The following is a 23,680-nucleotide window of genomic DNA, read 5'->3' on the forward strand; positions in this document are numbered from 1 at the left end:
ACATCCGACGGACCGACACGCATTCGGAACCCGGCCCTCACCTCCGCGCCACGAGACGATGCCAGGGTTCCCTGCCTCGCCGGGCCCACCCTGCCCCAGGAGTCGTCTCGATGCAGCCCTCCGTCCCCCGCGCGCGTGATGCCGCGCGTCCCAGCGTCTTCCTCCTCGCCGGCGCCTTCGTCACCGGCCTGCTGCTCGCCTTCCACGGCGGCTGCGGCAACAACGAGTGCACCAACGCCTTCGACTGCCAGGAGCAGAACCCCGCGCCGGAAGGCCAGGGCTGGACCTGCGTGGACCACGTCTGCAAGGCCGTCACCTTCCCGCCCCCGGCCAACAACACCGACGCGGGCACCGGCGACAACGACGGCGGCACCACCGTCGCCGTGAAGATCATCGCCTTCAACGACTTCCACGGGCAGTTGGAGCCCGCGGCCGGCACCGGCGGACAGATCCACCAGGCCCTGCTGCCGGACGGCGGCGTGGACACCACCAGCCGCGTGAACGCGGGCGGCGCGGTGTACCTGGGCCGCTACATCGCGGACCTGCGCGCGAAGAACCCGAACTCCGTCGTGGTGTCCGCGGGTGACCTCATCGGCGCCACGCCGCTGCTCTCCGCGCTCTTCCACGACGAGCCCACCATCGAGGCCATGAACGACATCGGCCTGGACATCAGCGCCGTGGGCAACCACGAGTTCGACGAGGGCGGCACGGAGCTCCTGCGCATGCAGTCCGGCGGCTGCCACCCCGTGGACGGCTGCCAGGACGGCACCGGCTTCTCCGGCGCGAAGTTCAAGATCCTCGCGGCCAACGTCGCCACCGGCCCCACCAGCACCCTCCTCCCGCGCTACGACGTGCGCACCTTCGAAGGCGTGAAGATGGCCTTCATCGGCATGACCCTGGAAGGCACGCCGAACATCGTCACCCCCACCGGCATCCGCGGCCTGGAGTTCAAGGACGAGGTGGAGACCGTCAACGCGCTCGTCCCGGAGCTGAAGGCGCAGGGCGTGAACGCCATGGTCGTCATCGTGCACGAGGGCGGCGTGCCCGGTCCAGACTCGCTCTACAACGAGTGCAAGGGCATCACCGGCCCCATCGTGGAGATCGCGTCGAAGCTGGACCCCGCCGTGAGCGTCATCGTCAGCGGCCACACGCACAACGCCTACAACTGCATGCTGAGCGGCAAGCTCGTCACCAGCGCCGCGTCGGTGGGCCGGCTCGTCACGGACATCGACCTGACGCTGGACGCGGCCACGGGCCAGGTCGTGAAGGCCCAGGCCCAGAACGTCATCGTCACCCGCACCGTGACGCCCGACCCGGAGGTCGGGGAGCTCATCACCCGCTACAAGGGCCTCACCACGCCGCTGGAGAACCGCGTCATCGGCTACATCGACCAGACGCTCGCGCGCGGCAACATCCAGTTGGACCCCACCGGCCAGTCCACCATGGGCTTCGTCATCGCGGACGCGCAGTTGGAGGCCACCAAGGGCGCGAACGTGGGCGCCGCCCAGATTGCCTTCATGAACCCCGGTGGCGTGCGCGCCGACCTGGTGCGCGACCCGGCCGACCCCAATGACAAGGGCGCCGTCACCTACGGCGAGGCCTTCACCGTGCAGCCCTTCGGCAACAGCCTGGTCACCCTGACGCTGACGGGCGCGCAGATCGAGCGCGTGCTGGAGCAGCAGTTCCAGCTCGCCAGCCCCCGCATCCTTCACCCGTCCGCGGGCTTCACCTACGCGTTCAGCGCGTCCGCGCCCGCCGGAGCCAAGGTGGACCCCGCCAGCATCCAGCTCAACGGCGTGACCATCGACCCGGCCGCCAGCTACCGCGTCACCGTGAACAGCTTCCTCGCTCCCGGCGGCGACGGCTTCACCGTCCTCGCGGAGGGCACGAACCCACTGGGCGGCGCGGTGGACGCGGACGCGCTGGAGGCGTACCTCACCGCGAAGAGCTCGGAGGCCGCGCCGCTCCCGGCCCCCGCGCTGAACCGCGTCACGCGGCTGCCGTAGCCCTCACTGCGGACCCGAGCCGCCCGTCGCGGGGCTCGACTCGCTGGGCAGGGAGGTCCTGGAGGTGGGCGCGAAGGTGGGGTTGATGTCGATGCGCCGCGACCCCGTCACGCGCTGGGCCAGCTCGTCGAAGTCCAGCTCCAGGAACTTCCCGGAGCCCTCCTCCGGGAGGGCGAAGCGGATCCGCCAGTAGTTGGGGCGGATCCGCACCGCCTCACCACTCTCCGCCAGCACCAGACCGTTCTGCCGTGCGTACTCCGCGCCCGCGTCGACGACGTTGCGCTCCCCCAACTGGTCCTGGACCGACTGGGAGCTGGGGGGCACGGGCAGACGTCCCGTGGGGCCGGTGGCACAACCCACACCCGCCAGGAGGGCAGGCAACAGAGCGGCGGCAAGGAGACGGGGAAGCATGTCCAGACATTGGACACGCACCCGTCAAGCTGCACCGTGGGGCGGCTTGCGAAGCCGCCACCCATCGGATGCCTGCCCGGAGCAGCGGCACGGGGCCTGCTCCTCCGGTCGCGGCTGGAATGGAACCTACTTGGGCGCCGGCACGCCCGAGGCGCGCTCCACGACCTCGTCGATGAGGCCGTACTGCCGGGCCTCCTCGGCGCTCATGAAGTAGTCGCGCTCGGTGTCCTTCTCGATGCGCTCGATGGTGTGGCCCGTGTGCTTCACGAACAGGCCGTTGAGGTACGTGCGCAGACGGAGGATCTCCTTCGCCTGGATGTCGATGTCCGTCGCCTGGCCCTGCGCGCCACCCAGCGGCTGGTGGATCATGATGCGGCTGTTGGGCAGGGCGTAGCGCTTGCCCTTGGAGCCGGCCAGCAGCAGCAGCGCGCCCGCGGAGGCCGCCTGGCCCACGCAGATGGTGGACACAGGGCATTTGACGTACTGCATCGTGTCATACATCGCGAGCGCCGCCGTGACGGAGCCACCGGGCGAGTTGATGTAGAGGTTGATGCCCTTGTCCGGGTCCTCGGACTCCAGGAACAGCAGCTGGGCGACGATGAGGTTGGCCACATCGTCGTTGATGGGCGTGCCCAGGAGGATGATGCGGTCCTTGAGCAGACGGCTATAGAGGTCGTACGCCCGCTCGCCGCGGTGCGTGGTCTCAATGACGAAGGGGACGTTCATGGCTCCCGTACCCTAATCGTCCCCCTTCCCGCGCGCTCCCCCCTTCTTGCCGGAGCGTGCGCTGTCCCACGCTTTGACCCGAAGTGAAGCGGCCGCCCTTGTTACCGCCGGGCAGCGTCCCAACACATCCCCCGCCGACACGCACCCACCGTCCGTGCGTCCGGCGTCTCTGTTGGGGGAAGTCATGCGTTGGAAGCAGTCGTTGAGCACGTTGGCCGTCTTTCTCTTCTCACTGGGCACGAGCACGGGTTGCGAGTCTCCGGCTCCCGCGTCCGGAGCCGAGCCGCTCCCCACCGAGGAGGTCCCGAACGAGCCCCTCCCCCAGCCCGGTGATACGCCAGTGGAGGAGGAGCCCGGCCCGGTGGTGCAGCAGCCGCCTCCGGTGAAGGAGGAACCCGAGCCCGTCGAGCAGGAGCCCGAGCCCACCGAGGAGGTCATCGCCGCGCCGTTCCTGGTGAAGGACGTCACGCCCGGGCTCCTGGCCGCGCTCCCCGCCGCGCGGACCGAAGGGTACGTCCCGTTGGGGAACCGCTGGTTCTTCACCGTGGATGACGGCGTCCACGGCAAGGAGCTCTGGGGCACGGACGGGACGCGGGAGGGCACGGCGATGGTGACCGACCTGCTGCCCGGCGCCGAGGGCTCCGACCCCGAGTCGCTCGTGCGCATGGGAGACCGGCTGTACTTCACCGCCCGGATGGTGCCGGGCCTGTACGCGCTGTGGAGCTCGGACGGCACCGCCGCGGGCACCCGGCGGGTGACCCTGCTGAGCAGCCACGCCCAGAACGTCGCCGTGGGCGATGGCGTCTTCGTCTTCAAGGCGAAGGCCGTGGCCGGCTCCGCGTGGTGGAGTGACTGGTACAGCCTGTGGCGCTCGAACGGCACGCCCCAGGGGACCTGGCAGATAGGGGAGTACGGCTTCGCGGACCGGGTCACCGCGATTGCCCCGGTCTGGGAGGGCGGCAGGATCGACTTCATCGTCCGGCTGTTCGAAGGGGGCGCCCAGTTGTGGCGGACGAACGGCACGGACCCGGGCATGCGCCAGTTGGTGGAAATGAGCGCCCCCTGGGAGCCCACGCTCATGACGCGGGTGGGCGGCCGCTACGTCTTCTGGGCACGCGGCAGTGAGACGGGCCCCTTCACCCTGTGGAGCACGGACGGGACGAAGGAGGGGACGGTCTCCCTGAAGTCCGTGCGCTGGAGCAGCTCCACGGAGGAGCAGCCCATGGAGCCCCTCACCGTCATCGGGGACACGGTCTACTTCCGGGGCTGGGACGCCGAAGCGGGCCAGGAGCCGTGGAAGACGGACGGCACCCCCGAGGGCACCGTGCGCATCGCGGACCTGCGGCCGGGCGCCGCCGACAGCCACCCCGTCTTCACCGCCACGTTCGCGGGCAGCGCCTGGTTCACCGCGCTCGAGGGGACGGACACCGTGCTCTTCAAGACGGACGGCACCCGGGAGGGCACCGTGCGCGTGACGCCTCCGGGCGCGCGGCTGGACGCCGAGGCGAAGCCCCAGGCCACGCCCTCGGGTGTCTTCTTCTCCGCCTTCAGCACCGCCGGGGGAAACCAGGTGTGGCGCACGGATGGCACCGCCGGTGGCACGTTCCCGGTGAGCGCCGCGGATCCGCGGGGCCTGCCCTCGCTGGGCGGATGGGGCGGGGACCGGATGTACTTCACGTCCGCGGACGGCGTGCTGCACTCCACCCGGGGGACGCCCGGCACCACGGACACCCTGGCGCCGCTGACGGCCGCCCAGGCGAGCTCCTTCGACGCGCGCTCCGAGACGGCGGACGTGGACGGCACGCTCTTCTTCACCGTGCCCATCCCTCACGGCGCCGGTCCGTCCGGCCTGGCGCTGTGGCGCTCGGACGGGACAAGCGGGGGAACGCAGCGGGTGGAGGGCACCTTCGAGCACGAGCCCACGCACCTGATGCCGCTCAACGGCGGCCTGCTGTTCCTCGACGGGCGCGACCAGACCACCCTCTGGTGGATGGACCGCGCGGGAGGTGAGCCGCGGCGGGTGGGAGACCTCGGGGGCAACAGCCCCCAGCTCGTCTCCACGGGGAAGTACGTCTGGTTCGTGCGCGGGCAGCACCCGGCCCTGCAGGAGCTGTGGCGCACGGACGGCACGGTGGAAGGCACCCTGCGCGTGGTGGACCGCATCGGACGGGGCATCTACAGCGACATCCGGCCCATGCTCCGGGCGGTGGGGGACACGCTCTATTTCACGACGGTCCAGGACGTCCATACGCCGATGCGGGACACGCTCTGGAAGTCGGACGGGACGCGCGAGGGCACGGTGCGCGTCCACGTCTTCCAGGACACCCTCGGCTGGAACTCCATCCGGAACATCTGGCCCGCGGGCTCGCGCGTCTACGTGGACCTGATGAAGGACGCCTCGACCCACCATGTGTGGGTCACGGAGGGGACGACGGAGACCACGCGCTTCGTGGCGGAGCTGCCCTTCACCAATGTCCCCGGCTCCGACTCCGCGGTGCTGGGCGACACGCTGTTCCTGTCGCTCGACGCGGACCTCACCGTCCCGAAGCTCTGGAAGACGGACGGGCAGACCTCCGAGGTCGTGCGCCAGTTCGGCAAGGGTCCCGTCACTTCGGGGCCCGCGACCTTCACCGTCCACGACGGCCAGCTGCTGTTCTGGGCGTCGGATGGCACGAACGGCTACGCGCTGTGGAAGAGCGACGGCACGGCGGCGGGCACGACGCCAGTGGAGAGCGCCCCTGCGTCCAACGCCGGCGTTCGCACCCCGTTCCCCGGTCCCCTGGTGGCGCTGCGCCCGGGCGGTCCGCTCCTCTTCGTCGCGTCGGACGGCGCCACGGGCACGGAGCTGTGGCGGACGGACGGCACGGCGGGGGGCACGGAGCGGGTGACGGACCTGGTCCCCGGGACCCGGTCCTCGGCGCCCGCGAACCTGGTGGTCTCGGGTGACAACCTCTTCTTCTCCGCGTGGACCCCTGAGTCCGGGCGTGAGCTGTGGGCCCTGCCGCGCCAGGCCCCCGAGGCTCCGGCTTCGCGGTAGGCCCCAAACCCAGACGTCGAAGTGAAGCGAGGCCCCCGGCCCGGCGCGAGCCCCGCGCCAGACCGGGGGCCTTCGCGCGTCGCGCGAAAGGGTTGGACCGTGCGCTGCCTCACGTTTGAACCCGTGTGAAAAGCCGTCCCCTTGTCGCGAGCCAGGACCGTCCCGACACATCCCCCGTCGACGCGCATCCACCGTCCATGCGCGCGACGCGGATGCATTGGGGAACGTCATGCGTTTGAAGCCATCCCGGAGTGTGCTGACCACCTTCCTCCTCACGCTGGGCGCGAGCCTCGGATGCGGCTCGCCCTCCGAGCCCCCCGGGCCCGGAGCACCTCCAGAGACCGCGGGCCCCCAGGAGCCCGGCCCCGCGCCGGAGCAGGAGCAGCCCGGTCCGGTGACGGAGGCGGAAGCGCCGCCGCCGGTCCCGCTCCTGTTGAAGGACATCCTGCCCCGGGCCCCGAGCGTCCCCGAGCTGAGCCCCGGCAACTTCGTCGAGCTGGGCGCGACCCAGTTCTTCACGATGGATGACGGCATCCATGGGCCAGAGCTGTGGCGGACGGACGGGACGGCTGAAGGCACGGCGATGGTGGCGGACCTGATGCCGGGGGCGCTGGGCTCGAACCCGGCCGCGCTCATCCCGATGGGGAACCGGCTGTACTTCGTGGCCCGGACACTGACGGACCCGCGCATGCCCGCGAAGTACAGCGGCGGCGACCTGCATGGCCTGTGGCGCACGGACGGCACCGCGCGGGGCACCGAACAGGTGGTGGCCCTGGGCAGCTTCGCGTCCTTCATCACCGAGCACCAGGGGGTCCTCTACTTCGAGGCCCCGACCGTGGACGAGCCCCACCGCGCCCACCTGTGGCGCAGCGACGGCACTCCCGAAGGCACCCGGAAGCTGCGCACGGGCGGCCTCGGGCTGCGCTCGGTCTCGACTCCGGCCTGGGTGGGGGACTCCCTCTTCTTCCCGGCCACCGGCCAGGACGGCGGCCCGGAGCTGTGGAAGACGGACGGCACGAAGGCGGGCACCGTCCGCGTCGCGCGCTTCCTGAACGGCGAGGGCCCCGCCGCGCCCCGGCACCTCACCGCGCTGGGCGGCAAGGTCCTTTTCTGGGCCTATCGCGAGGGGCAGAACTTCCCCATCCCATGGACGTCCGACGGCACGGAGGCGGGCACCGCCCCGCTGAAGGACCTCTTGATGAGCCGCAGCTACCACGCGCAGCCCGCTCACTTCGTCGTCCTGGGGAACACGGCCTTCTTCAGCGCCTGGGACGCCGAGGGCGGACAGGAGCTGTGGAGGACGGACGGCACGCCCGCGGGCACAGTCCGCGTCAAGGACCTGTGGTCGGGCCCCGAGGGCAGCAACCCCGGTGAGCTCATCGTGCGGGACGGACGCGTCTACTTCAGCGCGACGGCGCGTGGATACGCCCCGGGCGTGTGGCGGACGGATGGAACGGAAGCGGGGACCGTGGTGCTCGCGCCCATGTCGGGTGGGGATCCGGCGGTGCTGCGGTCCTGGTCCGTGCCCCCCGACGGTTCCGGGCGGGTCATCTACAGTGACTCCTTCCAGGAGGGAGGCCACCGGGTGTGGCGCACGAACAACACCGCCATGGGCCCGGATCCGCTCATCCCTGCCTCGGACACCCATGAATTCAACCTGAAGGGCTGGGGCCTGGGCCTTCAGTACTTCACGTCCACGGACGGGACGCTCTGGGCGACGGATGGCACCGCGGAGGGAACCCGCGTGCTGCGGCGGTTCTCCGCGGACCACGAGGACGTCTACGCCGCGGAGTTCACCGAGTCCGTGGCGCTGGACGGCGCGTACTACTTCACCCGGCCGCAGAAGCTCCTCTTGAAGCCGGGGCAGGAGGGCGTCGTCCCGGTGCTCTGGCGCACGGACGGCACGCCGGAGGGAACGCGTCAACTGAGCCGCAGGGCCCCGGGTGTCTTCGAGCACGAGCCCACCTCCCTCACCCCGGTGAACGGCCAGCTGCTGTTCGTGGACGAGCACGACCGCAAGACGCTCTGGACCCTGGACGCCCGGACCGAGGAGGTCCGCCCGCTGATGGACCTCCCCTTTGGCGACGAGACGTTCTCGCTCACCTCCACGGGCACGCAGGCCTGGTTCGTCCGCAAGCTGTCGACCTCCCTCCAGGAGCTGTGGCGGACGAACGGCACACCCGAGGGCACGGTGCGCGTGGCGAGCACGCCCAGGACTTCGTCCCGAGGCTGGACACCGCGCCTGCTCACCCCGGTGGGCCAGACGCTCTACTTCGCCGCGCACGACGACGCGCAGTTGCGCGACTCGCTGTGGAAGACGGACGGCACCCCCGAGGGCACGGTGAAGCTCAAGTCCTTCGCGGGCCTCCCCGCCGGGGTGGAGCTCCTGGCCCTCTACCCGGTGGGCTCGCGCGTGTACTTCCGGGTCCTGGCGGAGACGCACCAACTCTGGGTCACGGACGGCACGGCCGAAAGCAGCCGCTTCGTGTCAGCGCTGCCCGGCGACAGGCTGTTCTATCCGGGCCGGATGGAATGGGCCGCGGTGGGTGACACGCTGTTCCTCGCGTTGGAATCCACCGGCGGCGAGGCCCCGAGGTTGTGGAAGACGGACGGGAAGAGCTCGGGAGTCGTGCGCGCCCTGCCCCAGGCGAACGTGCCCGCGCCGCCCACGCGCCTCACCGCGAACGGGGACCAGTTGCTGTTCTGGTGGACGGACGGCGCGAGCGGCTTCGAGCTCTGGAAGAGCGACGGCACGGAGGCCGGCACGGCGCCCGTGAAGGATCTCCACCCCGGCGCCGCGGGCAGCGTGGGCATCCCCGGGCCGCTGGTGCCGCTGGGCCCGAAGGGGCCGTGGGTGTTCGCGGCCTCGGACGGCGCCACGGGCGTGGAGCTGTGGCGGACGGACGGCACCGCGCAAGGCACGAAGCCGCTCGCGGACGCGCTGCCCGGCCCCATGTCCTCATCCCCCGCGAACCTGGTGGTCGCGGGCGACAGGCTCTTCTTCTCCGCGTGGACGCCGGAGACGGGCCGCGAGCCCTGGGTGCTGCCCCTGCGCTGACGCCAGCGAAAGCCTATCGGTTCGCCGGAGCGTGTCTGTCCAAGGCTCCGGCGGATTTGATAGGGATTCCCCGCCACGCTGGACCCGCCATCGCGGGTCCAGCGCAGAGGGGGATGCATGACGTCGAAGTCCGTGAAGCTGCTGCTGGCGGGTGCGCTGACCCTGGGGATGGCCTGCGGCGGGGAGAGCACGCCGGAAGGTCCCCGGGACGCGTACCCCGTCTGGGATGGACAGACGGGTGACCGCCCCGGGAAGAGGACGAGCGCGCCCCGCGACCTGGTGGACCTGGGCTCCACGCTCCTGTTCACCCAGGATGACGGCGTCCACGGCCGCGAGCTCTGGACGACCGACGGCTCCGCGCAGGGGACCGCGATGATGCTGGACCTGCTGCCCGGGTTCCCGGGCTCCGAACCGGACACCTTCACGCGCGCGGACAACGACAGCGTCTACTTCGTGGCCCGGACGACCTACGCGCTCGACACCGTGACGCCCCGCGGCCCGGACACCTTCGCGCTGTTCCGCACCCGGGGCACCGCTGAGAGCACCACCCTGCTCCTCGCGCTGCCCCGCCGCCCGGGCTTCCTCGTCGCCGCGAGCGGCGGCGTCTACCTGTCGGCGCCGGACTTCACGGATTCTGGCGAGGACGCGGCCTCGCTCTGGTTCAGCGACGGCACGCCCGGGGGCAGCCGGAAGGTGGCGCTGCCCCCCGACGCCCGCCTCTCCATGAAGGATTCGAGCGCCGCGACGCTGGGCAACGCGGTGCTGGTCACCGCCCGGACCTCCGTGGGGGGCTGGCAGTTGGTGAGGGCGGACGGGACGCCGGAGGGGACGCGGCGGCTGGCGCTCCTGCCTCCGACCGGTGTTGGAGAGACCCCGCGGCGGCTCACGACGCTGGGCAGCCAGGTGATCTTCTGGGCGGAGGCCCTGGGGGGCCTTCGCAAGACGGTCCTCTGGCACTCGGACGGAACGGAGGACGGCACCGTCCCGTTCGCGGACATCGCCCCGGACCGCGACCAGGACGGCTTCTTCGTGCGGGACGGCATGGCGTTCTTCAGCGGAGAGGACCCGCTGACCGGCAGCGAGCCCTGGCGGACGGATGGCACGACGCAGGGCACCGCCCTCATCGCCGACATGATGCCCGGCACCGCGAGCTCCCACCCCACCGCGTTCACGCGCCAGGGCTTCGACGTCTACTTCACCGCGCGCACGGAGGCCGGGACGCGCCTGTTCCGCACCCTCGGGGCCGAGGAGAACACGACGCGCGTGAACGTCTGGGACGGCGGCGCACAGGAGACGCCGCAACCCACCGGGGGACGGATGGTCGCCACCGTGGATGCCCTCTTCTTCCTCGCCACCACGCAGGCGGACACGTCGCTCCGGCTGTGGCGCGTGGGAGCGACCACCGCCGCGGCGACGGCCGTGTCGGGGCCGCTCTCCGTGCCCATGGGCCTGGAGATACCGGCGCGAGGCGTCCTCTATCTCAGCAGCCTGGAGGACGGGCTCTGGACGCACAATGGCATGACCGGCCCCGCGACCCAGGTCGCGCCGCCGTCTCCCCTGCCCGCGGATTCCTGGGAGGGCGCCACGGAAGCGGTGGACCTGGGAGGCACGCTGTATTTCACCCAGCGCGACCCGGCCCGGATGGACATCTGGCGGCTGTGGAAGAGCGATGGCACGGCGGCGGGAACGGTGCAGGCGAAGCCTCCCGTCGCTGGCGAATACGGCCAGGTGCGGTTGTCACCGGAGCTGCTCACCGTCGTGAACGGGCAGCTCCTGTTCGCCGCCATGGCTCCGGAGCTCCAGGTGCCCTACTCCCTCTGGAGCTACGATCCGGCGTCCGGGAACGCCACGCGGCTCGCGACCTCGCTGGGCCGCTGGATCACGGCGACGGATCCGCGGTTGTTCACCTCCCACCCCGTCAAGGTGGGGCGTCAGGCGTACTTCATGGTCGCCAGCAAGGACGGTGGCAGCCCGGACGAGTTGTGGAAGACGGACGGCACGAAGGCGGGCACCGTGCGGCTGAAGACCGGCCTCGAACCCTCCTTCGCTGCGAACTTCATGCCCGCGGGCTCACGGCTCTTCATCGCGGTGAACAAGAGCGCGACCCGCGCGGAGCTGTGGACCAGCGACGGGACTGAAGCGGGCACCGTGCGGCTCACGGCCCCGGAGGTCCATCAGCCCATCTTCGGAGGTGCCGCCATGGGCGACCAGCTCTTCTTCTGGAGCGGAAGCGGCGGCGAGCCCCCCGCGCTCTGGAAGAGCGACGGCACCCCCGAGGGCACGGTGCAAGTGGGCGTCATGCCCGGCGCCCGTCCGACGCCGATGGATCCCGGCGTGGCCCTGGGGGACGCGTTCTACTTCCCCTGCGGCTTCGGCCAGGGCGCGCCCCAGCTGTGCCGGACGGACGGACAGGTCATGAACGCGATGACGGGCACGTTCGGGCCGGAAGGCACGCCCCTGTGGCCCAACCACCTGACGGTGCAGGACGGCCACCTGCTCTTCTGGGCCGCGACCCCCACGAACGGCTACGCCCTGTGGCGCGCGGAGCCGGGGAGCGCCCCCACCCTGCTGATGCAGGCACGGGCAGGGATGAGCGCGGTGGCCACGCCGGGCCCGCTCGTGCGGAGCAGGCCCGGGGGCCCCTTCCTCTTCGCCGCGTCGGACGGCGTCTCCGGCCTGGAGCTGTGGAAGACGGACGGCACGCCCGAAGGCACGGTGCGCGCCGTGGACATCGCGCCGGGGCCCCTGTCCTCCGCACCCGGTTGGCCCATGGTGACCTCGGGCGACCGCGTGTACTTCCCGGCCTGGACGCCCACCCAGGGCCGGGAGCCGTGGGCCCTGCCCCTGCCGTGAGGCGAAGGGACTAGAGGTTCCCGGTCATCTTCTCCGGGCGCACCCACTGGTCGAACTGCTCGGCGGTGACGAGCCCCAGCTCCACCGCCACCTCCTTCAGCGTCTTGCCCTGCTTGTGGGCCGTCTTGGCGACCTTCGCCGCGTTGTCGTAGCCGATGTGCGGGTTGAGCGCGGTGACGAGCATCAGGCTGCGCTGGAGGTTCTCCTGGAGGCGCGGGAGGTTGGGCTCGATGCCCACCGCGCAGTTCAGGCGGAAGCTGCGCATGCCATCCGCGAGCAGGCGGCAGCTCTGCAGGAAGTTCTGGATGATGAGCGGCTTGAAGACATTGAGCTCGAAGTTGCCGGACGCGCCGCCCAGGGAGATGGCCACGTCGTTGCCCATCACCTGGGCGGACAGCATGGTGAGCGCCTCGCTCTGCGTGGGGTTCACCTTGCCCGGCATGATGGAGCTGCCCGGCTCGTTCTCCGGGATGTTGATTTCACCAATGCCCGAGCGCGGCCCCGAGGACAGCCAGCGGATGTCATTGGCCACCTTGAACAGCACCGCCGCCAGGCCCTTGAGCGCGCCGTGCCCCTGCACCAGGGCGTCGTTGGCGGCCAACGCCTCGAACTTGTTGGGCGCGGTGACGAAGGCGTGGCCGGTGAGCTTCGCGATCTCCGCCGCCACGCGCTCGGCGTAGCCCAGGGGCGCGTTGAGGCCGGTGCCCACGGCGGTGCCGCCCAGCGCCAGCTCCAGCATGTGCGGCAGCGCGGCTTCGATGTGGCCCTTCGCGCGGTCCAACTGCGCCACGTAGCCGCTGAACTCCTGGCCCAGGGTGAGCGGCGTCGCGTCCTGAAGGTGCGTGCGGCCAATCTTCACGATGGACTGGAAGGCCTGGGACTTCTGGGCGAGCACGTCGCGCAGGGCCACCAGCTCCGGCAGCACGTGCTTCACCACGGCCTCCACGGCGGCCACGTTCATCGCGGTGGGGAACACGTCGTTGGAGCTCTGGCCCTTGTTGACGTCGTCGTTGGCGTGGACCTTGCGCCCCTCCCCCCGCTCGCCGCCCAACAGCTCCGAGGCGCGGTTGGCCAGCACCTCGTTGCAGTTCATGTTCGTCTGCGTGCCGCTGCCCGTCTGCCACACCAGCAGGGGGAACTCCTCGTCATGCTGGCCGGCGAGCACCTCGTCCGCGGCCTTCACGATGGCCTGGGCCTTCTCCTTGGAGAGCGAGCCGTTCTCCTGGTTCACGAGCGCGGCGGCCTTCTTCACCAGCACCAGCGCGTGCACGAGCGCCAGCGGCATGCGCTCCGAGGAGATGGCGAAGTTCTGGCGGCTGCGCTGCGTCTGCGCGCCCCAGAGCCGGTCGGCGGGGACTTCGATGGGACCAAAGGTGTCCTTCTCGATGCGAACATTCTTCGTGCTCACGGGGCTCTCTCCAGGGCAGGAACGCTGTCTGCGCGCGATTAACACCGCCGCGCCGCCGCGGCAGGACAGAGTGAAGAACCCGGCGTTAGTGTCACGTCGTGAGCACCGCTGGAATCATCAAGGCCCTCTTCCTCGCCCAGGAGCGAGGCACGCCCATGCGCCGCGTCCCGGAGGCCCGCGCCGTGGAGCAGCACGGCTTCGAGGGCGACCGCCACCAGCGCAGGGCGGTGGGCCACAAGCGCCAGCTCCTGCTGTTGGACGAAGCGCAGCGCCAGGCGCTGGACGTGCATGAAGGCGCGCTCAAGGAGAACGTGCTGGTGGAAGGGCTGCCCCTGGACGCGCTGCCCCCGGGACAGCGCCTGGCGCTGGGAGGCGAAGTGGTGGTGGAGCTGACCGAGCCCTGCGTGCCCTGCTGGAAGCTGGACGCCCTGCGCCCCGGCCTGCTGAAGGACAGCTGGGGCAGAAGGGGTCAGCTCGCGCGAGTGCTGAAGGCAGGCACCGTGCACGAAGGCGACACCGTGCGCCTCTTGGACGTGAACCCGGACGCCCCGCGCATCATCCGGCCCAAGCTGCCCTGAGCCGTCACCGGCTCCAGAGCCTGCCCAGGTTCAGGGGCACCGCATCGAAGGGAACAGCATTCACGGTGCCGCTTCCAAGGTGGGCCTCGTGCAGGCGCCACTGGCCTTCCTGGAGACGGTGGATCTCCAACCCCTCCGCCAGCGGGTCGATGAACCACAGCCACTCCACGCCCGCGCGTGCATAGACGCGCATCTTCGGGCCCCGGTCCCAGCGGTAGGTGGACGGGGACAACACCTCGCAGATCCAATCCGGAGCCAGGGAGAAGACAGGTGTGTTTGGAATGCGAGGCATGCGGTCGCGGCGCCATCCCGCGAGGTCCGGAACCAGCGCATCCCCCGTTCCCGCGAAGCGCAGCTCCGGTTCATACAGGATGACCCATCCACCGGGCCCATTGCTGCCCTCGTCGAACGGTCCATCCAGCCATCCACCGAGCTTCGTCGCCGCTCGCGCGTGGGGAGACGCCGGCCTGGGACTGACGACCAGCTCCCCTTCGATGATCTCCCCCACCTTCGTCGGCGGCACGTCCTCCAGGACGGCGTACGACACCGACTTCCCCTTCCCGCTCCCGTTTCCATCGCCCATGCGCGCAAGGATGCCCCCTACCCCTGACATCCTCAAGCCAGCGGCCGACCCGGTGCCGTCACGGGGAGGCAGGAAGACAGGCCCGTGCAGTGCTGTCTGCCCTGAACCCGATTAAAACAAGCTTTGCTTGAATTATTCAAATCACGCCTGCCTGGGTGACGCCGCCAGGGCGTCCGTGACACACTTTTCTCAATCGTTCTCACGGCTCCTGGGGGCGCCTGCATGTCCATGCAATGGCTGGGTTTGGCGCTGGCGGCCTGGGGGCAGCTGCCGCCGGACGGCGTCGCGCAACTGCACAAGGTGGATGGCGTCATGCCCCACCTGCGGCGTCTGGCCGAGGACCCGGAAGTGGTGCGCGCCCTGCGCGCCCAGAACGCGCGCCGCACGCCGCTCGCCACCATCCAGCAGCTGGACGCGGACTGGATGGCGACCCCGTCCCTCACGCCCCACAAGCAGCACGTGCTGGACGGCCCCTGCACGGGCGCGCTCCGCCGCCTGCGCGAGCGCCTGGGCCCGGCGATGGCGGAGGCCTTCGCCATGGATGACCAGGGCGCGCTCGTCTGCGCCAGCCGGCGCACGTCCGACTTCTGGCAGGGCGACGAGGACAAGTGGCGCCTCACCTACGCCCAGGGCCGCGGCGGCCCCGCGCTGAGGGAAGCCCCCTTCTTCGACGAGTCCTCCCAGGCCTACGTCATCCAGGTATCCCTCCCCGTCCGCGACGGCGCCCGGGTGATTGGCGCGCTCACCGTGGGCCTGTCCCTGCTCGACCTGTGACACCGACCGCCCACCCTGGGTCTTCACGCATGCGACTGCTGTCCGGATTGAAGTTGCGGGGCCGCCTCACGCTGTGGATCTGCCTGCTGCTCGCCGCGGCCCTCATCCCCGCCGTCGGCGCCGGAGTCCACACCATCCGCCGCAACCTGGAGCAGCAGGTGCACGGCGTCCTCCAGGTGGAGGCGGACGGCCTGCAGGACCTCATCGAAGCCTCGCTCCACGAGCGCGAAGCGAACGCCCGCGCGTGGACCGAGGACGCCATCGTGCGCGGCGCGCTCCTCTTCGACACCTACGCCAAGAGCGACGCGGTGCTCGCGTCGCTGAACGGCCGGCACACCAGCTTCGCCGGGCTGGTGCTCTTCACCCCCGACGGACGCGCCGTCTCCGTGAGCCGGCCGGAGCTGCGCCAGGCCTTCGCCGGCCGCGAGCAGGAGGTGCGCGCCGCGCCCTGGTTCCAGACCGCGCTGGAGGACCGGCTGGACGCTGGCGTCCTCACGGGCGCGCTCACGAAGAACGACCCCTTCCTCGGCCGTCCCGTGATGCCCCTGGCCCTGCCCGTGCTCAGCCCCATCTCCGGCGCGCGGGTGGGCGTGCTGCTGGCCGCGTATGACTGGAGCCAGCTGGAGAAGGTGGTCGTGGGCGCGCTCCAGCGGGCCCAGGACCGGGGCCAGAAGAGCTTCACCCTGGAGATCCTCGCCCCGGACGGCGCCCGCCTCTTCAGCGCCCGCGCCGAGGGCACGCCGAACCTGGAGAACGCCGTGCGGGCCGAGGTCCACAACGACGCCGCCCACCGCTTCGCCGCGAGCCAGGACTGGCGCTTCGTGGCGGCGATGGAGTCGAACGAGGCCTTCCTGCCCCTGCGGCGCTTCCTGCAACTGAGCCTGCTCGCGGGGGCCCTGCTCCTGGGGCTGGCCGCCCTGGCCGCCTGGGCCCTGGCGCGCGGAGTGACGCGGCCCATCGCGACGCTGAGCGAGCTGGTGTCCCGCGTGGTGCGCGAGGGCGACCTCACCCAGAAGGTGGAGGCCCACGGCCACCAGGATGAAGTGGGCGAGCTGGCCTCCGCCTTCTCCCGGATGATGGACCACCTGCGCGAGTCCACCACCAGCCTCCAGCAGGCCACCCGCGTCCTGGGACAGACGGTGAGCGAGCTCACCGAGGCCACCGAGCAGCAGGAGCGCAACCTCATCCGGCAGGGCACCGCCATCCAGGAGACGCAGGTCACCGCGAAGGAGATCCAACAGACCTCGCAGCTGGCCGCGGAGCGCTCACAGGCAGTGCTCGCGCTGGTGGCGCGGGCGCGTGAGGCGGGCGGCTCCGGGCAGACGGCGCTCGGCGCCAGCCTGGACGGCTTCGAACAGCTGCGCGACCACGGCGAGCGGCTGGCCGAAGGCATCTCCTCCCTCAACGAGCGCACGCAGCAGATTGGCGGCATCACCCAGACGGTGAAGGACCTGGCGGACCAGTCCAACATGCTCGCGCTCAACGCGGCCATCGAAGCGGCGCGCTCCGGCGAGCACGGCAAGGGCTTTGGCGTGGTGGCGCGCGAAATCCGCAGCCTCGCGGACCAGTCCATCCAGGCCACCGGCCGGGTGCGCGACATCCTGGACGCCATCCGCGGCGGCATCCACGACACCGTGGCGCTGTCAAAAGAGGGCCAGCGCCGCTCCGAGGCGGGCCTGGCCCAGGTGCGCGAGAGCGGTCAGAGCCTGCGCGCGCTGACGGACATCATCCAGGACAACGCGTCCGCGGCCCAGCAGATCGCCGCCGCCGTCATCCAGCAGAACGCCGGCATCGCGCAGATTTTCACCGCCGTCACGGACCTGTCCCGGATGATGGACGACACCCTCCAGGCCATGCACGGCACCCAGCGCATGACGCAGGCCCTGCGCGGCGCGGCCGAGCGCATGGAGTCCGTGGCCGGCGTCTGGCGCGTCCAGTAGCGGACGCGCCAGCGGCACGCGGCGACGTCAGACGCGCTTCTCCCAGCGGGGCGTGTCGTCGTCCACCGGCGTGTTCGCGACCTTGGACACCCAGTCCAGCGTCCCCTGCAGCGGCGCCCGGCCCCAGGCCTTCGCCGGGATGAACGCCCAGAGCAGCAGGTAGAGCGCCGCGCTCATCCCCGCGGACGCGAACAGCATCAGCACGAACGCCACCCGCACCAGCGAAACGTCCACGCCCAGCTCGCGCGCCAGCGCCGAGCAGACGCCCAGGAGCGCCCGCCCCTCGCCCCGGTGCATCGGCACCGTCCGCGCACGGCAGTGCGGGCAGCGCGGCGCCTCCCCGGACAGCTCCTTCGAACAGGCCCTGCAGCGTGTCGTGACGTCCATGAGGTGACCTCCCAGTCAGGCCCCCGCTTGGCACGATGGGGGTCCCATACCTACCTACGGACCCCACCGCCCGCGATTGCACCCGCCCCTGGGTGTCGTGATTCCGGGGGTTTCTGGCCGGCTGCGTCAGTGGATTTACAGATTTAATCCAGGTGATGTTGACAGCCTTACAGGCAAGCAGCTTCTAATTCACCAAGGCTTCCCTTCCCTAGACGGGAGGGACATCTTTCAGCCCGTTGAGCCGCTTTTACAACGCATCTCGTCAGGAGCCGACATGGACGCGCGCACCTCCCAGACTCCCCCGGCCTTCGGCCCCGGCGTGACCGTGGAGGGCACCTGGCACCCGGACTACGCGGAGGTGCTGACGCAGGAGGCCATGGCCTTCGTGGCGAAGCTGGTCCGCACCTTCGGTGAACGCCGGGAAGCACTGCTGGAGCGGCGCAAGAAGGTGGCGCAGGGCTGGCGCAAGGGTGAGCGGCCCCACTTCCTGCCGGAGACGGCGGACATCCGGAAGGGCGACTGGACCGTGTCCCCGGTGCCCGCGGACCTGCAGGACCGGCGCGTGGAGATCACCGGTCCGGTGGACCGCAAGATGATCATCAACGCGCTCAACTCCGGCGCCAGCGTGTTCATGGCGGACTTCGAGGACGCCAACAGCCCCACCTGGGACAACGTGGTGCGCGGCCAGCTGAACCTGCGCGACGCCGTGCGCAAGACCATCTCCTTCACGGCGGAGAACGGGAAGCACTACGCGCTCAACGACAAGCACGCCGTGCTGTTCGTGCGCCCGCGCGGCTGGCACCTGCCGGAGCGCCACGTGCGCATCGACGGCAAGCCCATCTCCGGCTCGCTCTTCGACTTCGGCCTGTTCTTCTTCCACAACGCGCGCGAGCAGTTGAAGCGCGGCACGGGCCCCTACTTCTACCTGCCCAAGATGCAGAGCCACCTGGAGGCCCGGCTGTGGAACGACGTGTTCCAGCTGGCCCAGAAGGAGCTGGGCATCCCGAACGGCACCATCAAGGCCACGGTCCTCATCGAGACGCTGCCCGCCGCGTTCGAGATGGACGAGATCCTCTACGAGCTGCGCGAGCACTCGGCCGGCCTCAACTGCGGCCGCTGGGACTACATCTTCAGCTTCATCAAGACGCTCCAGTCCGACGCGTCCGTGGTGCTGCCCGACCGTGGGCAGGTGACCATGGACAAGGGCTTCCTCAACGCCTACTCGCAGCTGCTCATCCAGACCTGTCACCGCCGGGGCGCGCACGCCATGGGCGGCATGGCCGCGTTCATCCCCATCAAGGGGGACACCGCCGCCAATGACGCGGTGATGGCCAAGGTCCGCGCGGACAAGCTGCGCGAGGCGAAGAACGGCCACGACGGCACCTGGGTGGCGCACCCCGGCCTCGTGCCGGTGGCGAAGGAGATCTTCGACGCGCAGATGAAGGGCCCCAACCAGGTGGTCAACAAGCGCGAGGACGTGCGCATCACGGAAGGCGACCTGCTCCAGCTGCCCTCCGGCACGCGCACGGAGGAGGGCCTGCGCCACAACATCCGCGTGGGCATCCAGTACACCGCCGCGTGGCTGGGCGGCCTGGGCTGCGTGCCGCTCTACAACCTGATGGAGGACGCGGCCACGGCCGAAATCTCCCGCGCCCAGGTGTGGCAGTGGATTAACCACGAGGCCACGCTGGAGGACGGCCGCAAGGTGACGCCGGAGCTGTTCCGCGAGCTGCTCGCGGAGGAGATGGCGCGGATGGGCCGCGAGGGCGCCGTCGAGCGCTACGGCCAGGCGCACATGGAGAAGTCCCGCGCCCTCTTCGAGCAGCTGTCCACCGCGCCCGCCTTCGAGGACTTCCTCACCCTGCCGGCCTACGAGGCCCTCGACCCACAGTCCTGACGCTCTTCAACCGCTTCAACGAAGTCTTTCCAACCCTTCACCGCAGCCCGAGGAGTCCTGGCATGTACGACGCGACGCCGACCACTTCCGATGCCTCCCCTCACGCGAAGCTCCATGCCCAGCGCTTCGAGGGAATCAAGCGCAACTACACCGAGAAGGACGTGGAGAAGCTGCGCGGCTCCATCCGCGTGAGCTACACGCTGGCGGAGCTGGGCGCCCGCCGCCTCTGGGAGCTGCTCCACACGGAGGACTACATCAACGCGCTGGGTGCCCTCACCGGCAACCAGGCCGTGCAGATGGTGCGCGCGGGCCTCAAGGCCATCTACCTGTCCGGCTGGCAGGTCGCCGCGGACGCGAACAACGCCGGCCAGATGTACCCGGACCAGAGCCTCTACCCGGCGGACTCCGTCCCCAGCGTGGTGAAGAAGATCAACAACGCCCTGCGCCGCGCCGACCAGATCGACCACGCGGAGGGCCGCAAGGACCGCAACTGGTTCGCGCCCATCATCGCGGACGCGGAGGCCGGCTTCGGCGGTCCGCTCAACGCCTATGAGCTGATGAAGGGGATGATCGAAGCGGGCGCCGCGGGCGTGCACTTCGAGGACCAGCTGGCCAGCGAGAAGAAGTGCGGCCACATGGGCGGCAAGGTGCTGGTGCCCACCAGCCACTTCGTGCGCACGCTGACCGCGGCGCGCCTGGCGGCGGACGTGATGGGCGTGCCCACGCTGCTCGTGGCCCGCACGGACGCGGACAGCGCCAAGCTCTTGATGAGCGACGCGGACGAGTACGACCACGCCTTCATCGACAAGGCGGCGGGCCGCACGGGCGAGGGCTTCTACCGCATCAAGGGCGGCCTGGAGTGCGCCATCGCGCGCGGCCTGGCCTACGCGCCGTACGCGGACCTGGTGTGGTGCGAGACCAGCACCCCGGACCTGGCCCAGGCCAAGGCCTTCGCCGAGGGCATCCGCAAGCAGTTCCCCAACAAGATGCTCGCGTACAACTGCTCGCCGTCCTTCAACTGGAAGAAGAACCTGGACGACAGCACCATCGCGAAGTTCCAGCGTGAGCTGGGCGCCATGGGCTACAAGTTCCAGTTCGTCACCCTGGCGGGCTTCCACGCGCTGAACTTCTCCATGTACGAGCTGGCCCGTCAGTACAAGGACCGCGGCATGGCGGCCTACAGCGAGATGCAGCAGTCGGAGTTCGGCGCGGAGAAGCACGGCTACACCGCCACGCGCCACCAGCGCGAGGTCGGCACCGGCTACTTCGACCAGGTCGCCGAGGTGATCTCCGGCGGCAGCGCCAGCACCCTGGCCCTGCACGAGTCCACCGAGGCCCACCAGTTCTAGGCCCGGCGGATCAGCCCCAGGCTCGGACGTCCTGAAAAGGCAATGAAGGCCGCGGCGTCCCAGGGAAATTCCCTGGGATTTCGCGGCCTTCGCCGTTCGTTCGGCGAAAGAGACAACTTCCCCGGCGCCACGGCGATAATGGGGAGAACGAACTTGAAGCCCCACAGGCACGCCTCCGGGTGCGCCGTGCAGACCGGGGCCTTTTGACGGGAGCCGCCATGAACCGCATCACGTCTCTCTCCGGTCCTCGGGTGCAGCCGGCCACGACGAACACCGCCTCCTCCGTGTCGGGCAGCCGCTTCGGCTCGCTGATGTCGGGCGCGGCCGCGCAGCCCAAGGTGGGCGCGCAGCTGACGGGCGGTTCGGTGGTGTCGTCGGCGCTGGCGCAGATGGGGGCCACGCCGCACGGCGGGCTGCTGAACGCCTACACCGCGGGCGCCACCTCCACGCCCATCAACGTCTCGGGCAACCAGACCCAGCAGCAGCAGGCCGCGGCCTCGCAGACGGGCGCGGAGCCCAAGAGCGAGGAGATGCAGGCCATCGAGGACCTGGCCATCATGTCGTCGGTGTCCATGTCCCAGTCCATCCTGCACATGGGCGGCATGAAGCTGGACCTGGAGCGCGAGTAGTCCCCTCGCCCCAGGCCGTCCTTCACAGCATTGATTTCAAGAAGCCCTGGGGGAGACCTCAGGGCTTTTTCTTGTCGCTGTCGTCGCTGTACTGGTCGCGGATGCCGGCGTGCCGGTGCCGCGTGTCGTTCCAGGGCTTGTCCACGTCGGAGCGCTGGCCGCCGTTCTGCCCGGTGACGTCGTTGAGCTCGTCGGCGCGGCCTTCCGCGGGCACCCGGTCGCCGTCCTCGTCCGGGTCCTTCTGCTTGCTGGGGTCCAGCGGGATGCCGGCGCTCTTCTTGAGGTATTCGTCCTTGGGGTCCATGCCGTCATTCCTCCCTTGAGCCCTCAAGGTGGTGACGGGGCGCCGTTCCGGGAGCGGCCGGGCGGCCGGGCCTCCCCTTCCTCAGTTGAGGTACTGCGGCTTCTTCGCCGCGGCCGGCGGCTGGGCCTTCATCATCTCCAGCCCCTGGCGGGTGAGGACGAAGCGGACGACGCCGGAGCCGCGCTCGGTCTCGATCTCGGCCTCGAAGGCGGGCCCGGCGATGCCGCCCAGGGACACGTCCTTGCGCAGGTTGTTCACGCGGCCGGAAATCAGATCGCCGGCCACCTCGCGCGAGCCCTCGCCGCGCGTGTACAGCTCGAAGGCGGCCTCGTGCAGCGTCATGGCCAGCGCCGGGGTGAGGGGCTGGGAGCTGAAGAGCACGGAGATGAGGAGCCAGTAGGGCGTCTGTTCAGCCATCGCTGGAGTGTAACGGGTGCGGCTAGCGGGCGCGCGGCTGTCTGCGAGCGGCGATGGCCTCCGCGAGCACGCCCTGTGCCCTCCAGTGGCCATACAGGCGGCCCTGGGACGCGAGGAAGTCCAGCCGCTGCCGGGTGCGCTCATCCAGCCGGCCGGGGGCCGCGTCGCGGAAGGGCGTGCCGGGCAGCGGCATGAAGGTGTGGCCGTGCACGCGGGCGCCCAGGTCGGACAGCCGCTGCATGAGGTCCAGCGTGGCGTCCACGTCCGCGGGCTCCTCACCGGGCAGGCCCAGGATGAAGTCCACGTTGGGCACGAAGCCGCCCTCCACGGCGAGCCGCGCGGCGCGCACCACGGTCTCCACGTCGTGGCCGCGCCGGGTGGCCTGGAGGATGCGCTCGGAGCCGGACTGGCCGCCGATGATGAGGTTGTCATTGGCCACGTAGCGCTTGAGCAGCGCCAGGGACTCCGGCGTGACGTGCTCCGGGCGCACCTCCGAGGGGAAGGTGCCGTAGTAGATGCGCCCGTCCGGGGCCATGGCCTCCGTCACGGCGGCGAGCAGCTCCTCCACGGCGGCCAGGTTCACGGTCTCGTCGGGGGTGCCGTAGGACAGGGACGTGGGGGTGATGAAGCGCAGGTCGCGCCGTCCCGCGCGGCGCAGCTCGCGGGCCCAGTGGGCGATGTTGGCCACGGTGCGGTGCCGGAAGCGCGCCTTGGACATGAAGGGCGTCTGGCAGAAGCGGCAGGCGTAGATGCAGCCGCGGGTGATCTCGATGGCGCCGAACTTCACGTGCTTCGCGGCGAACGGAGGGAAGTCATCCAGGCGCACGCCCTCGCCGTGGCCGTGCTGCACGAGCTTGCCGTCCTTGAGGTGCGCGGTGCCGTGCGTGGTGCGCGGGTCCTCGCCCTTGAGGACGCGGGCCAGGAGGGCGCGCAGGGTGTGTTCGCCCTCGCCCACGGCGACGAGGTCGAAGCCGGCCTGGAGCGTCTGGAGCGTCTCGGCGGTGGCGTGCACGCCGCCCGCGATGCAGAGGACGTCGCGGCCCTCCAGCCGTTCGCGCACCCAGTGGAGCTCCTCCACGGAGGGGCCGAAGCTGGCGGAATAGAAGGACCACGCGGCGACGACGGTGTCGCCCGCGTCCACGCGCTCGCGCACGGTGGTCAGCAGGTCCTCGCGGTTGCGAGGGAAGTGCAGTGACACCTCCGCGAGCGCGGGGTCCGCCTCCACGGCGCCAGCGAGCACGGTGAACGCGTACTTGCCGGGGTACTGGTAGCTCAGGACGAGCGAGACCTTGCGAGGCGGCTGAGACATCACGGCCGCGGATG

The 23,680-nt window shown here is 70.5% G+C and carries 18 protein-coding genes; 10 read left to right on the forward strand and 8 right to left on the reverse strand.

Features of this window, described 5'->3' with window-relative positions; genetic code table 11:
• The first annotated feature begins 110 nt into the window (after positions 1-110).
• Complete coding sequence (locus ACX114_RS35050; protein WP_459291690.1) at positions 111-2,006, forward strand: bifunctional metallophosphatase/5'-nucleotidase; 1,896 nt, start codon at positions 111-113, stop codon at positions 2,004-2,006.
• A 3-nt stretch (positions 2,007-2,009) separates the two neighbouring features.
• Here the strand turns inward: ACX114_RS35050 and ACX114_RS35055 are convergent, their stop codons facing one another.
• A complete protein-coding gene (locus ACX114_RS35055) occupies positions 2,010-2,330 on the reverse strand; it encodes a hypothetical protein (RefSeq protein WP_459291691.1) in 321 nt (106 codons plus the stop codon).
• Between the two features lie 213 nt (positions 2,331-2,543).
• Positions 2,544-3,143, reverse strand: coding sequence for an ATP-dependent Clp endopeptidase proteolytic subunit ClpP (gene clpP / locus ACX114_RS35060; protein ID WP_014399808.1), 600 nt, complete (start codon positions 3,141-3,143; stop codon positions 2,544-2,546).
• Positions 3,144-3,327: 184 nt separating this feature from the next.
• Between clpP and ACX114_RS35065 the strand changes: the two genes are divergently transcribed.
• The 3 genes from ACX114_RS35065 (at position 3,328) to ACX114_RS35075 (ending at position 12,091) form a co-directional block, all read left to right on the forward strand.
• Complete coding sequence (locus ACX114_RS35065) at positions 3,328-6,180, forward strand: ELWxxDGT repeat protein (protein WP_459291692.1); 2,853 nt, start codon at positions 3,328-3,330, stop codon at positions 6,178-6,180.
• Between the two features lie 253 nt (positions 6,181-6,433).
• Positions 6,434-9,238, forward strand: coding sequence for an ELWxxDGT repeat protein (locus ACX114_RS35070; protein WP_459291693.1), 2,805 nt, complete (start codon positions 6,434-6,436; stop codon positions 9,236-9,238).
• Positions 9,239-9,355: 117 nt separating this feature from the next.
• The gene (locus ACX114_RS35075; RefSeq protein WP_459291694.1) at positions 9,356-12,091 is read left to right on the forward strand and encodes a hypothetical protein; all 2,736 of its coding nucleotides are present in this window, start codon (positions 9,356-9,358) and stop codon (positions 12,089-12,091) included.
• Between the two features lie 10 nt (positions 12,092-12,101).
• Here the strand turns inward: ACX114_RS35075 and fumC are convergent, their stop codons facing one another.
• On the reverse strand, positions 12,102-13,499 hold the full coding sequence (fumC, locus tag ACX114_RS35080; protein WP_459291695.1) for a class II fumarate hydratase: 1,398 nt from the start codon (positions 13,497-13,499) through the stop codon (positions 12,102-12,104).
• 98 nt (positions 13,500-13,597) lie between these two features.
• Between fumC and ACX114_RS35085 the strand changes: the two genes are divergently transcribed.
• Positions 13,598-14,077 (forward strand): MOSC domain-containing protein, encoded by a 480-nt coding sequence (locus tag ACX114_RS35085; protein ID WP_459291696.1) that lies wholly within the window; start codon positions 13,598-13,600, stop codon positions 14,075-14,077.
• 4 nt (positions 14,078-14,081) lie between these two features.
• Here ACX114_RS35085 and ACX114_RS35090 read toward each other — a convergent pair whose 3' ends face one another.
• Positions 14,082-14,624, reverse strand: a complete 543-nt coding sequence (locus tag ACX114_RS35090) for a Uma2 family endonuclease (protein ID WP_459291697.1) — start codon at positions 14,622-14,624, stop codon at positions 14,082-14,084.
• Between the two features lie 258 nt (positions 14,625-14,882).
• Here ACX114_RS35090 and ACX114_RS35095 point away from each other — a divergent pair, with 258 nt between their 5' ends.
• Positions 14,883-15,434 (forward strand): PDC sensor domain-containing protein, encoded by a 552-nt coding sequence (locus ACX114_RS35095; protein ID WP_459291698.1) that lies wholly within the window; start codon positions 14,883-14,885, stop codon positions 15,432-15,434.
• 29 nt (positions 15,435-15,463) lie between these two features.
• On the forward strand, positions 15,464-17,374 hold the full coding sequence (locus ACX114_RS35100) for a methyl-accepting chemotaxis protein (protein ID WP_459291699.1): 1,911 nt from the start codon (positions 15,464-15,466) through the stop codon (positions 17,372-17,374).
• A 27-nt stretch (positions 17,375-17,401) separates the two neighbouring features.
• On the opposite strand, the gene ACX114_RS35105 is transcribed toward ACX114_RS35100, so the two are convergent.
• Positions 17,402-17,761 carry a PspC domain-containing protein gene (locus tag ACX114_RS35105; RefSeq protein ID WP_459291700.1) on the reverse strand — a complete coding sequence of 120 codons (360 nt, stop codon included), beginning with the start codon at positions 17,759-17,761 and terminating at the stop codon, positions 17,402-17,404.
• Positions 17,762-18,035: 274 nt separating this feature from the next.
• Here ACX114_RS35105 and aceB point away from each other — a divergent pair, with 274 nt between their 5' ends.
• The 3 genes from aceB (at position 18,036) to ACX114_RS35120 (ending at position 21,636) form a co-directional block, all read left to right on the forward strand.
• Positions 18,036-19,658, forward strand: a complete 1,623-nt coding sequence (aceB, locus tag ACX114_RS35110; protein ID WP_459291701.1) for a malate synthase A — start codon at positions 18,036-18,038, stop codon at positions 19,656-19,658.
• Between the two features lie 62 nt (positions 19,659-19,720).
• A complete protein-coding gene (gene aceA, locus ACX114_RS35115) occupies positions 19,721-21,007 on the forward strand; it encodes an isocitrate lyase (RefSeq protein ID WP_014399818.1) in 1,287 nt (428 codons plus the stop codon).
• A 218-nt stretch (positions 21,008-21,225) separates the two neighbouring features.
• Complete coding sequence (locus ACX114_RS35120; protein WP_459291702.1) at positions 21,226-21,636, forward strand: hypothetical protein; 411 nt, start codon at positions 21,226-21,228, stop codon at positions 21,634-21,636.
• Between the two features lie 58 nt (positions 21,637-21,694).
• Here the strand turns inward: ACX114_RS35120 and ACX114_RS35125 are convergent, their stop codons facing one another.
• The 3 genes from ACX114_RS35125 to ACX114_RS35135 form a co-directional block, all read right to left on the reverse strand.
• Positions 21,695-21,940, reverse strand: coding sequence for a hypothetical protein (locus ACX114_RS35125; RefSeq protein ID WP_459291703.1), 246 nt, complete (start codon positions 21,938-21,940; stop codon positions 21,695-21,697).
• Positions 21,941-22,021: 81 nt separating this feature from the next.
• The gene (locus ACX114_RS35130; RefSeq protein ID WP_459291704.1) at positions 22,022-22,357 is read right to left on the reverse strand and encodes a hypothetical protein; all 336 of its coding nucleotides are present in this window, start codon (positions 22,355-22,357) and stop codon (positions 22,022-22,024) included.
• A 22-nt stretch (positions 22,358-22,379) separates the two neighbouring features.
• Positions 22,380-23,666 carry a TIGR04013 family B12-binding domain/radical SAM domain-containing protein gene (locus ACX114_RS35135; RefSeq protein WP_459291705.1) on the reverse strand — a complete coding sequence of 429 codons (1,287 nt, stop codon included), beginning with the start codon at positions 23,664-23,666 and terminating at the stop codon, positions 22,380-22,382.
• Between the last annotated feature and the right edge of the window lie 14 nt (positions 23,667-23,680).

The organism is Corallococcus sp. M7, assembly GCF_054512695.1.